Source organism: Streptomyces sp. R818 (assembly GCF_056172735.1).
Window position 1 is genome coordinate 1,433,906 of record NZ_JAOCNE010000003.1, and the last position, 11,733, is coordinate 1,445,638.

Annotated in this window: 10 protein-coding genes; 2 read left to right on the forward strand and 8 right to left on the reverse strand. The window is 70.8% G+C overall.

The features are described 5' to 3' along the window. Window positions 1–239: 239 nt before the first annotated feature. From rodA to folC, 8 genes are all read right to left on the reverse strand, one after another. Window positions 240–1,439: a rod shape-determining protein RodA gene (gene rodA / locus N5I75_RS11635; RefSeq protein ID WP_476676627.1), complete on the reverse strand. Its 1,200-nt coding sequence runs from the start codon at window positions 1,437–1,439 to the stop codon at window positions 240–242. A 5-nt stretch (window positions 1,440–1,444) separates the two neighbouring features. After that, on the reverse strand, window positions 1,445–3,625 hold the full coding sequence (mrdA, locus tag N5I75_RS11640) for a penicillin-binding protein 2 (RefSeq protein WP_476676628.1): 2,181 nt from the start codon (window positions 3,623–3,625) through the stop codon (window positions 1,445–1,447). A gap of 119 nt (window positions 3,626–3,744) precedes the next feature. Beyond that, complete coding sequence (mreD, locus tag N5I75_RS11645; RefSeq protein WP_476676629.1) at window positions 3,745–4,419, reverse strand: rod shape-determining protein MreD; 675 nt, start codon at window positions 4,417–4,419, stop codon at window positions 3,745–3,747. Between the two features lie 18 nt (window positions 4,420–4,437). Beyond that, entirely contained in the window at window positions 4,438–5,388 is a 951-nt protein-coding gene (mreC, locus tag N5I75_RS11650; protein ID WP_476676630.1) for a rod shape-determining protein MreC, read from the reverse strand. A gap of 158 nt (window positions 5,389–5,546) precedes the next feature. Beyond that, window positions 5,547–6,566: a rod shape-determining protein gene (locus N5I75_RS11655; protein ID WP_018531437.1), complete on the reverse strand. Its 1,020-nt coding sequence runs from the start codon at window positions 6,564–6,566 to the stop codon at window positions 5,547–5,549. Between the two features lie 339 nt (window positions 6,567–6,905). After that, window positions 6,906–7,319 carry a nucleoside-diphosphate kinase gene (gene ndk, locus N5I75_RS11660; protein WP_476676631.1) on the reverse strand — a complete coding sequence of 138 codons (414 nt, stop codon included), beginning with the start codon at window positions 7,317–7,319 and terminating at the stop codon, window positions 6,906–6,908. Between the two features lie 775 nt (window positions 7,320–8,094). After that, entirely contained in the window at window positions 8,095–8,439 is a 345-nt protein-coding gene (locus N5I75_RS11665; RefSeq protein ID WP_476676632.1) for a DUF4233 domain-containing protein, read from the reverse strand. A gap of 6 nt (window positions 8,440–8,445) precedes the next feature. Then, the gene (gene folC, locus N5I75_RS11670) at window positions 8,446–9,924 is read right to left on the reverse strand and encodes a bifunctional tetrahydrofolate synthase/dihydrofolate synthase (RefSeq protein ID WP_476676633.1); all 1,479 of its coding nucleotides are present in this window, start codon (window positions 9,922–9,924) and stop codon (window positions 8,446–8,448) included. Between the two features lie 130 nt (window positions 9,925–10,054). Here folC and N5I75_RS11675 point away from each other — a divergent pair, with 130 nt between their 5' ends. Both N5I75_RS11675 and N5I75_RS11680 read left to right on the forward strand, forming a co-directional pair. After that, entirely contained in the window at window positions 10,055–11,062 is a 1,008-nt protein-coding gene (locus tag N5I75_RS11675; RefSeq protein ID WP_476677021.1) for a rod shape-determining protein, read from the forward strand. 110 nt (window positions 11,063–11,172) lie between these two features. Beyond that, the gene (locus N5I75_RS11680; RefSeq protein ID WP_476676634.1) at window positions 11,173–11,721 is read left to right on the forward strand and encodes a hypothetical protein; all 549 of its coding nucleotides are present in this window, start codon (window positions 11,173–11,175) and stop codon (window positions 11,719–11,721) included. Window positions 11,722–11,733 lie beyond the last annotated feature (12 nt).

Genomic DNA, 11,733 nt, shown 5'->3' on the forward strand with positions numbered 1-11,733 from the left:
ACAGGGGCGCAGCCCCGCCCTAAAGGGGCGCGGGGAACTGCGCGACCGGCCACGACGACACCCGCACACGCCCATGAACGGTCGCGGCCAACGGCGCGCAGGCGGACAGGGGCGCAGCCCCGCCCTGAAGGGGCGCGGGGAACTGCGCGACCGGCCACGACGAGATCCGCACACGCCCGACACCTCGCCCCCCTACTGCGAGCAGGCGCATCGGGGCGCAGCCCCGACCCGGAGAACGGCTACGCCGACAGAGGCCGTTGCACACGGATCGACTGCAACAACCCCACCGCCACCCACACGGCGAACATCGACGACCCTCCGTAGGAGACGAAGGGCAGCGGCAGCCCCGCGACCGGCATGATGCCGAGCGTCATCCCGATGTTCTCGAACGCCTGGAAGGCGAACCAGGCGATGATGCCGGCGGCGACGATCGTGCCGTACAGCTCCGTCGTCTCGCGGGCGATCCGGCAGGCGCGCCAGAGCACGACACCGAGCAGCAAGATGATCGCGCCCGCTCCGACGAAGCCGAGCTCCTCACCGGCCACGGTGAAGACGAAGTCGGTCTGTTGTTCCGGGACGAACTGGCCCGTGGTCTGCGAGCCGTGGAAGAGGCCCGCCCCGGACAGCCCGCCCGACCCGATCGCGATACGCGCCTGGTTGGTGTTGTAGCCGACCCCGGCCGGGTCAAGCGCCGGATTGGCGAAGGCGGCGAACCGGGCGATCTGGTAGTCGTCGAGGACGCCGAGCTGCCACACGGCCACGGCGCCCGCCGCGCCGACCCCGATGAGCCCGAGCACCCACCGGTTGGACGCGCCGGAGGAGAGCAGCACGCCGAGCACGATCATCACCATGACCATGACGGACCCGAGGTCCGGCATCAGCATGACGACGGCCATGGGGACGGCGGCGAGCCCGAGCGCCTGGAGGACGGTCCGGTGGTCGGGGTAGTCCCGGTCACCGGCGTCGACGCGCGCGGCGAGCAGCATCGCCATGCCCAGAATGATCGTGATCTTGACGAACTCGGAGGGCTGGAGCGAGAAGCCGCCGCCGATGATGATCCAGGCGTGCGCCCCGTTGACGGTCGCGCCGAGCGGGGTGAGGACGAGCAGCACCAGGAAGACGGAGATGCCGTAGAGGATCGGGACGGCGCCGCGCAGCGTGCGGTGGCCGAGCCAGATCGTCCCCGCCATCAGGAACAGCCCTATGCCGGTGTTGAGGAGGTGGCGCAGGAGGAAGTAGTACGGGTCGCCCTGGTTGAGCTCGGTGCGGTTGCGCGTCGCCGAGTAGACGAGCGCCGCGCCGATCATCGACAGGGCGAGGGCGGAGAACAGTATCGGCCAGTCGAGGCGCCGCACCAGCGAGTCGCGGGCGAGCAGCCGCGACAGGGTGGAGCGCTGGGGACCGTACCCGGAGACGGAGAAGCCATTGGTGCCGGCCATGCGGGTCAGTCCCTTCTGCCGTAGGCGTTCGCGGGCAGGGAGCCCGCCAGTTGCTGCTGCTCGGGCTGTACCGGCTTCTGCGGCTTGTAGGGCTTGATCTCGGGCGCGTCGATCGAACCGTCCCGGTCGATCTTCGGCAGGGCGGTCTGCGGCTTGGGCAGCAGCGCCTTCTTGAGGTCCTGCTTGCCGTTGCTGTCGAGCCCGTACATCGCGTCGTAGATCTTGCGGACGGCGGGCCCGGAGGCGCCGGAGCCGGTACCGCCCTGGGAGATCGTCATGACGATCGAGTAGTCCTTGGTGTACGTGGCGAACCACGAGGTCGTCTGCTTGCCGTAGACCTCGGCCGTACCGGTCTTGGCGTGCATGGGGATCTTGTCCTGCGGCCAGTTCTGGAAGCGCCAGGCGGCCGTTCCGCGGGTCGCCACTCCCGCCAGTGCCTGGTCTATCTGGTTGCGGGTCTTGCGGCTCACAGGCAGCTTGCCGCTGGTCTTCGGCTTGATCTCGCTGACCTGCTTGCCGTCGGCGCTGACGACGGCCTTGCCGACCTCGGGCCGGTGCAGGGTGCCGCCGTTGGAGATGGCCGCGTAGATCGACGCCATCTGTATCGGCGTGACGAGGGTGTCGCCCTGGCCGATGGAGTAGTTGACGGCGTCACCGGCGCGCATGAGGTTGCCTTCGAGGCAGTTCTCGTAGTTCAGCTTCTGGACGTAGTCGCCGTCCTTCTTGCCGGCCTTGCACCAGGAGTCCTTGTTGGCCTTCCAGAACCGCTGCTTCCACTGGCGGTCGGGGACCCGGCCGGTGACCTCGTTGGGCAGGTCGATGCCGGTCTCCTTGCCGAGGCCGAACTGGTGGGCGGTCTTGTAGAACCAGTCCTGGGTGTCCTTGTTGCCCTTGAGGCCGCCGTCCTTCTTCCACTCGTTGTGCGCGAGTCCGTAGAAGACGGTGTCGCAGGAGACCTCCAGGGCCTGACCGAGGTTGATCGACCCGTGGTCCGCCGACTCGAAGTTCTTGAAGACCTGGCCCCCGATCGAGTACGAGCTGGTGCACGGGTAGCTGCCGTCGAACGCGTAACCGGCCTTGACCGCCGCCGCCGTCGAGATGACCTTGAAGATCGAGCCGGGGGCGGCCTGGCCCTGGATGGCCCGGTTGAGCAGCGGGTAGTTGGACTTCTTGCCGGTGAGGTCGGCGTAGTCCTTGCCGGAGATGCCGCCGACCCAGGCGTTCGGGTCGTAGGACGGGTTGGAGGCCATGGCGACGACGCGGCCGGTCTTGGCCTCCATGACCACGACGGCGCCGGAGTCGGCCTTGTAGTTCGTCCCGGTGTTCTTGTCGAACCCCTTGCGGGCTTCCTTCATCGCCTCGTTCAGCTCGTACTCGGCGACGGACTGCACGCGCGCGTCTATCGACGTGACGACGTTCGCCCCGGACTCCGCCTTGTCGCTGTCGGCGCGGCCGATGACGCGGCCGAGGTTGTCGACCTCGTACCGGGTGACGCCCGCCTTGCCGCGCAGCTCCTTGTCATAGGTGCGTTCGAGACCCGAGCGCCCCACCTGGTCGGAGCGGAGGTACGGCGAGTCGCTGTCCTTGGCCTTCTCGATCTCCGCGTCGGTGACCGGGGAGAGGTAGCCGAGGACCTGCGCGGTGTTGGAGCCGCCGGGGCCCGCGTAGCGGCGCACGGCGGTCGGCTCGGCGGTGATGCCCGGGAAGTCCTCGCCGCGCTCGCGGATCTGCAGCGCCTGCTTGGGCGTGGCCTCGTCGGTGATCGGGATGGGCTGGTACGGGGACCCGTTCCAGCAGGGCTGCGGCGTCTTGGCGTCGCACAGCCGGACCTTCTCCTCGACCTCCTTGGCCTTCATCCCGAGGACTTTGGCGAGCTTGGCGAGGACCGCCTTGCCGTCGTCGTCCATCTTCATCAGGTCGGTGCGGGAGGCGGAGACCACGAGCCGGGTCTCGTTGTCCGCGATGGGCACGCCGCGGGCGTCGAGGATCGAGCCGCGCACGGCGGGCGTGACGACCTGCTGCACGTGGTTGCCGGAGGCTTCCTTCGCGTACTCGTCGCCGTTGCGGATCTGGAGGTACCAGAGGCGGCCGCCGAGGGTCAGCAGGAGGGAGAGGACGAGGATCTGCAGGACGATGAGCCGGATCTGGACGCGCGGCGTCCGGCCCGTCTCGGGGATGTTGGTCACGGTGGCGGGCTCCCCCTCTCAGTACGACGTGTACGCGTACGGGTACGTGTACACGTGGAAGCTGTGCGCCGACAGCACCGGCCGCGCCAACGGGGCCGGCTGCGTCGACGGGCCGGTGCTCACAGGCGCTTGACCCCCTTGATGCGCCCGGCGCGGGCGGCGCGCGCCTTGGCGGTCTTCATCCGCAGTCCGCCGCGCTGGTTGCCGATCTTCAGCCCGGTGCCGGTGGAGAGCCAGCCGGCGGAGACGTCGGCGGCCTTGGCGGAGCCGGTGGAGGTGTCGGCGAGCGGATCGTGGTCGACGCGTCTGGCGAGCGCCATCACGCCGGGGACGACGAAGGGCGCGAGCAGCAGGTCGTAGAGCGCGGCGGTGAACAGCAGCGAGCCGAGGCCGACGTGGCGGGCGGCGGTGTCGCCGACGAGGGCGCCGACGCCCGCGTAGAGCAGGGTCGTGCCGACAGCCGCGCCGACGACGACGAGCATGGGGCCCGCGGCCGAGCGCAGCTTGCCGTTGTCGGGCTTGGCGAGACCGGCGAGGTAGCCGATGACGCAGAGCACGAGGGCGTAGCGCCCGGCGGCGTGGTCGGCGGGCGGGGCGAGGTCGGCGAGCAGACCGGCCCCGAAGCCGACGAGGGCACCGCCCACATGGCCGTAGACCAGGGCGAGACCGAGGACGGTCAGGAGCAGCAGGTCCGGTACGGCGCCGGGCAGTTGGAGTCTGGCGAGGACGCAGACCTGGATGACGAGGGCGACGACGACGAGTCCGGCGGAGAGCAGCATCCGGTTGAAGCGCATGGGTTTTGCTCCTCCTGACTACTGCTGGTAGCCGTTGTCGGCGGTGCCGCCCGCGGGCGCGGACGGAGTGACGGTGACGGTGACCGTCGGCGCGGGCCTGGGCTTGGCGGGCTTGGACGGCAGGACCGTGTCGCGCGGGTCGGTGCGCGGGGGCTGCACGACGACGCCGACGATGTCGAGCTTGGTGAACCCGACGTAGGGCTGGACGTAGACCGTACGGGTCAGGTCGCCGCCGGACGGATCGACGCGGACGACGGTGCCGACGGGCACGCCGGGCACGAACGGCTTGTCGGCCTGGGAGCCGAAGGTGACGAGCCGGTCGCCCTTCTTGACCTTGGCCTTGCCGTTGAGGAGCTGGACGCGGAGCGGGCGGTCGCCCTGCCCGGAGGTGAAGCCCAGCTCGTCGGTCTTCTCCATGCGGGTGCCGACGGTGAAGTCCGGGTCGTTGGCGAGCAGCACCGTGGCCGTGTCGGGGCCGACGGTGGTGACGCGGCCGACGAGCCCGTCCCCGTTGAGCACCGTCATGTCGCGCTTGAGGCCGTCGTTGGCGCCCGCGTCGATGGTGACGGTCCAGGAGAAGCCCTGCGCCGACCCTATGGCGATGACCTGGGCGCCCTTGATGCCGTACTGGCCGGCGCCCGCCGTCCTCAGCATGGTGTCGAGCTGGCGGATCTTGCTCCGGTTGCGGTCGTCGCTGCCGAGCTTGGCCTTCAACGCGGCGTTCTCGCGCTCCAGTTGGCTGATGCGGTCGTGCCGCTCGCCGGAGTCGCGGACCGCGCCGATGGCGTTGCCGATGGGGTCGACCGCACCGGCGACACCGCTCTCCACCGGGCCGAAGACCTTGGCGGCGGCCTGGCGGGCACCGTCGACCGGCGAGTCCTCACCGCCGCGGATGTCCATCGTGATCAGTGCGAACGCGATGGCGACCAGCAGCACCAGGAGCAGCCGGCTCTCTCGTGTGTCCCTCACGTGCGGCGGCGTGCCTTCCTCGAGCGAAAATTATGGGGAGTTCTGCGGATTTATGCTCTGCCTATATATCAACGATCCGCCGCACGAAGTGGCAGGCACTCGTACGGCGGACCGCCCGATCGGGGGTATACGCCCGGCTTATCCGCTGTGTGTCCGGATCATCTGCGGGGCGAGGCGTCAAGCACCTGCTGGAGCGCCTCGAACTCCTCCACGCACTTTCCGGAGCCGAGCGCCACGCTGTCCAGCGGGTCCTCGGCGATGTGGATCGGCATGCCGGTCTCGCGGCGCAGCCGCTCGTCGAGGCCGCGCAGCAGGGCGCCGCCGCCGGTCAGCACGATGCCGCGGTCCATGACGTCGCCGGAGAGCTCCGGCGGGCACTTGTCGAGGGTGGTCTTGACCGCGTCGACGATCGCGTTGACCGGTTCCTCGATGGCCTTGCGGACCTCCGCCGCCGAGATGACGACGGTCTTCGGCAGGCCGGACACGAGGTCGCGGCCGCGGATCTCGGTGTGTTCGTCGGAGTCGAGGTCGTACGCCGAGCCGATGGTGATCTTGATCTGTTCGGCGGTGCGCTCACCGAGGAGGAGCGAGTACTCCTTCTTGATGTGCTGGATGATCGCGTTGTCCAGCTCGTCACCCGCTACGCGGATGGACTGTGCCGTGACGATTCCGCCGAGCGAGATCACGGCGACCTCGGTGGTGCCGCCGCCGATGTCCACCACCATGTTGCCCGTGGCCTCGTGGACCGGGAGGCCGGAGCCGATGGCGGCCGCCATGGGCTCCTCGATGATGTGCACCTGGCGGGCACCGGCCTGCGAGGAGGCCTCGATGACCGCGCGGCGCTCGACGCCGGTGATGCCGGACGGCACGCACACCACCACGCGGGGGCGGGCGAGGTAGCGCCGCTTGTGGATCTTCAGGATGAAGTAGCGGAGCATCCGCTCGGTGATCTCGAAGTCGGCGATCACGCCGTCCTTCAGGGGACGCACCGCCACGATGTTGCCCGGCGTACGGCCGATCATCTTCTTGGCTTCGGCGCCGACCGCGAGGATGCCACCGGTGTTGGTGTTGATCGCGACCACGGACGGCTCATTGAGCACGATTCCTCGACCCCTGACGTACACCAGCGTGTTGGCGGTCCCGAGGTCGACAGCCATGTCACGGCCGATGAACGACATTGAGTTCCCCATCAGGATTCGTCTGGCCTTCCCCAAGTGGAGCGTGTGATTGCTTGTCAGGTAGGCGAGAGGTGGACGCGTGTGGCGTGGAGGCTTCCATCGTAGTCTCGCCTGCACGGGCACGGCGCGAGGGTCTTCGCCATTGTCAGCAGATGAACCCCCGCCCCGCTAATGGGGACGTGCCGACGGAGGGTTGCGTTCCCCCGATCGGGCCGCATATGCGAAAGAGCGGCCCAATTTCTCGGGCCGCTCCAGGTCAGTCGCGACGGGCGCCTGACGAGGCGTCAGAAAGTCGTCCCCGCCGGTCTCAAGGGGCGAGACCGGGGCGCCCGACAAGGCTCAGACCAGGCCCGGGAAGAAAATCTTCAGCTCGCGCGCGGCGGACTCCTCCGAGTCCGAGGCGTGGATCAGGTTCTCCCGGACGATGACACCGAAGTCGCCGCGGATCGAGCCCGGCGCGGCGGCGATCGGGTCCGTGGGGCCCGCCAACTGGCGTACGCCCTCGATCACGCGCTCGCCCTCGACGACGAGTGCGACGACCGGGCCCGAGGACATGAACGCGACCAGCGGCTCGTAGAACGGCTTGCCCTTGTGCTCGCCGTAGTGCTGCTCCAGCGTCTCCTCGCTCAGGCTGCGCAGCTCCAGGGCGCTGATCGTCCAGCCGGCCTTGCGCTCGATACGGCCGACGATCTCGCCGATCAGGCCTCGGCGGACGGCGTCGGGCTTGAGCAGGACGAGCGTGCGCTGGGTCATTTTGGCTGGACTCCTTGTGCGGCCTGTTGGTGCGGTGCGCCTGAGATTACAGGTCACGTACCGGGGGCCTTGGGGGAGGTTGCCGGTGCGCTCCGCGCGGCCCCGGCCCCGCGCTCCCCGCGCCCCCTGAAACGCGCCCCGTCACCGGGTACGCCTCTCGCCGTGACCGCGCACGCAGTTCCCCGCGCCCCCGGGACGCGCACTGCGTGCGCCATCCCCCCTCGCCGCCAGGCGCGCCTCTCGTCGTGGTTACTCGCGCAGTTCCCCGCGCCCCCGGGACGCGCACTGCGTGCGCCATCCCCCCTCGCCGCCAGGCGCGCCTCTCGCCGTGATTACTCGCGCAGTTCCCCGCGCCCCCGGGACGCGCACTGCGTGCGCCATCCCCCCTCGCCGCCAGGCGCGCCTCTCGTCGTGGTTACTCGCGCAGTTCCCCGCGCCCCTGAGATGCGCACTGCGTGCGCCATCTCAGCGGGGCGCGTGGGATGCGCGGGTCGGAGGGTGCGCGTGATGCACCTGCACCCCCTCAGGGGTGCGCGTGGTGCGCTCCCCTCAGGGGTGCACGTGGTGCGCTCCCCTGAGGGGTGCACGTGGTGCGCGGCCTATGGGGCTGCGGCGGAGCCGCATGCCTCAGGGGCGCGGGGAACTGCGCGAGCAACCACGACGGCGGGTGCGGCGGACGCGTGCCCCATGGGGCTGCGGCGGAGCCGCATGCTTCAGGGGCGCGGGGAACTGCGCGGCCAGCCACGGCGTAGGCGCACCCCGCGATCCACCGAACCTACGCGGCGCTGGATTCCCGCCCCGCCCAGCGGGCCTTCGCCTCGTCGACCTTCCGGCCGAAATGGACCGAGGCCCACCACAGCGCGGCGAACACGACCCCCATGAAGAACATGAGCGGCACCCAGAACCCGCTCACGATCAGGGCGATCTGCAGGGCCCAGCCCAGCTGAACCCCGCCCGGCCGCGACAGCACCCCGCACAGCAGCACGCTCACCACCATGGCGACCCCGCACACGGTCCACACCACCCCGGAGGACAGCTCGGGGTCCTTCATCGCCACCAGCCCGGCGAACCCGATCAGGAAGAACTCCCCGATCAGCGTCGAGGAACACAACGTACGCACAGCGGATCAGCCCTTCCCCAGCAACAGCCTGGCCTCGCCGACCGTGATCACGGACCCGGTGACGAGCACACCCCCGCCCGCGAATTCCCCCTCTTCCTCGGCAAGAGTGATCGCGGCCTCCAACGCGTCGTCGAGCCGCGGCTCGACCTGCACCCGCTCGTCCCCGAACACCTCGACGGCGATCGCGGCCAGCTCATCCGCGTCCATCGCCCGGTGGCTGGAGTTCTGCGTGACGACGACCTCCGCGAAGATCGGCTCGAACGCTTCGAGCAGCTCCCGTACGTTCTTGTCGGCACTGGCGCCGACGACCCCGATGAGCCGGCTGAAGTCGAAGACCTCGCTGATCGCCTCGGCGGTGACCCGCGCCCCCGCCGGGTTGTGCGCGGCGTCGAGCACGACCGTCGGCGAGCGGCGCACGACCTCCAGGCGGCCCGGCGAGGTGACCGAGGCGAACGCCGTGCGGATCGTGTCGATGTCGAGCGGCCGCGCATGCTGCGAGCCGATACCGAAGAACGCCTCGACCGCGGCCAGCGCCACCGCCGCGTTGTGCGCCTGGTGCGCACCGTGCAGCGGCAGGAAGACCTCCTCGTACTCCCCGCCGAGCCCGCGCAGCGTGACGAGCTGCCCGCCGACGGCGACCTGACGGGCGACGACCCCGAACTCCAGGCCCTCGCGCGCGACCGTCGCGTCCTTCTCCACGGCCGCCTTGAGAATCACCTGCGCCGCGTCGACCGGCTGCTGCGCCATGATCACGGTCGCGTCCTGCTTGATGATCCCGGACTTCTCGCCCGCGATCTCGCCCGGCGTGGAGCCGAGCCGGTCGGTGTGGTCGAGGTCGATGGGGGTGATGACGGCGACCGAGCCGTCGATCACGTTCGTCGCGTCCCAGCTGCCGCCCATGCCGACCTCGACGACGGCTACGTCCACGGGCGCGTCGGCGAACGCCGCGTACGCCATACCCGTCAGGACCTCGAAGAAGGAGAGCCGGAACTCCTGCTGCGCGTCGACCATCTCGACGTACGGCTTGATGTCGTCGAACGTCTCGATGAAGCGCTCGTACGGGATCGGGGCGCCGTCCAGGCTGATGCGCTCGGTGACGGACTGGACGTGCGGCGACGTGTACCGGCCGGTGCGCAGATCGAAGGCGGCGAGGAGCGCCTCGATCATGCGGGCCGTGGACGTCTTGCCGTTCGTGCCCGTGATGTGGATGGCAGGGTACGCGCGCTGCGGCTCGCCAAGCACGTCCATTAGGGCGGCGATGCGGGCGACGGACGGCTCCAGCTTCGTCTCGCCCCAGCGCGTGGCGAGGTCGGCCTCGACCGCGCGCAGCGCCTTCTCCACCTCGGGGTCCTGCGGGCGCGCGGGGATGTCGTCACCCTGCGGGGCGCCGCCCCGGGCGCGCAGGGTGCGGCTGCCCGCCTCGATCACCGCGAGGTCGGGGTCGCGGTCGGTCTCGGCGCCCACGATCTCCTCGAAGGCGTCCAAGGCGTCGGGGCCGGGCTCGCCGGCGGGCTCGTCGTCGCTGCTGTCGCGCGGGGGAGGTCACTCACGTACGCCAGTCTACGGAGGGCCGCCGAGAGCACGGAGGGCACCACCCATGGCAAACTTGGCGATCATGGACATAGGCATTGATCTCGGCACCGCCAACACCCTCCTCTACGTGCGCGGTCAGGGCATCGTGCTGAACGAGCCCTCGGTCGTCGCCGTCAAGGAAGGCGGCCAGGGTGTGCTCGCCGTCGGCAGCGAGGCGAAGGAGACCATCGGCCGCACCCCCGGCAGCATCACCGCCATCCGGCCCCTGCGCGGCGGCGTCATCAGCGACTACGAGGCCGCCGAGGAGATGATCCGGCACTTCGTGCGCAAGGCCGTGAAGGGCCGCCGTCCGCGTACCCGCATGGTCGTCTGCGTACCCAGCGGGGTGACGCCCGTCGAGCGGCGCGCCATCGTGCACGCCGCCCAGCGGTCCGGGGCGCGCGCCGTGCACCTGATCGAGGAGCCGATGGCGGCGGCGATCGGCGCGGGCCTGCCCGTCGCCGACCCGCGCGGCTCGATGGTCGTCGACATCGGCGGCGGCACCACCGAGGTCGCCGTCATCTCGCTGGGCGGTGTCGTCACCGCGCAGTCGCTGCGGGTCGGCGGCGACCGGCTCGACGAGGCCATCACCGACCACGTGCGCAAGGAGCACGGGCTGCTCATCGGGGAGCGCACCGCCGAGGACGTCAAGGTCGCCATCGGCTCGGCGTGGCCCGTGCCCGGCGAAGAGGCGTTCGAGATGCGGGCGTTCACCGTGCGCGGGCGCGAGAAGGTCGCGGGGCTGCCGAAGACCGTCGACCTGACGGTGCAGGAGGTGCGGGCCGCCCTCGACGAGCCGGTGGAGGCGATCATCGCCGCCGTCCGCGCCACTTTGGAGGAGTGCCCGCCCGAGCTGTCCGGCGACATCATGGAGCACGGCATCGTCCTCACCGGCGGCGGCGCCCTGCTCCCCGGCCTCGACCTGCGGCTGACGTCCGCCACCGGCATCCCCGTCTTCGTCGCGGAGGACCCGTTGAACAGCGTCGCCATGGGCTGCGGCCGTTGCGTCGACGACTTCGACGAGCTGCAGCGGGTGATGAGCGCGGCGTAAGCACCTTCCCGGGGCCTTTTGGGGCCTTTCGGGGCCTTCCGGCGGATCTTCGCGCGGGCGTGCGGCGCGGTGACCCGTTCGGCCCGCGCCCGCGGTGTACCCATCGGGCCATGTGGTACGCACACCAACCCGGCCGCCGCGCACGGCAGATCATCGGCGACGGCGCGGCCCTGCTCTGGATCGCCCTGTGGGCGGGGGCCGCGGTGACCGCGCACCGGCTCATCGGCGTCCCCGACCGCCCCGCCCCGCGCGAGAGCGGCGGACTCCCCCTGCTCGGCCCCCGGATGACCGGCACCCTGCACGACGCCGGGGGCCGGCTCGCCGACGCGGCGCCGGCCGGGACCGCGCCCGTACAGGCCCTCGCCGTGCTCGCGGCGGCCGCCCTGTTCGTCGTCCCGGTCGGGCTGCTGCTCGCGCTGTGGCTGCCCCGGCGCATCCGCTGGACCCGGCAGGCCGCCGCCGCCCGTGAACTGGCCGCCACCGAGGACGGCCGCGAACTCCTCGCTCTGCGCGCCCTGGTCCGCCCCCTCGACGAACTCGCCCGGTTCACCGACGCGGGCCCCGGCCGCCTCGCGGAGGGGTGGCGGGAGGCGGACCCGGCGGTGCTCGCGGCGCTGGCCGATGTGGAGCTGCGGCATCTGGGGCTGAGCAGGGCCTGAGGCGGCTCGGGC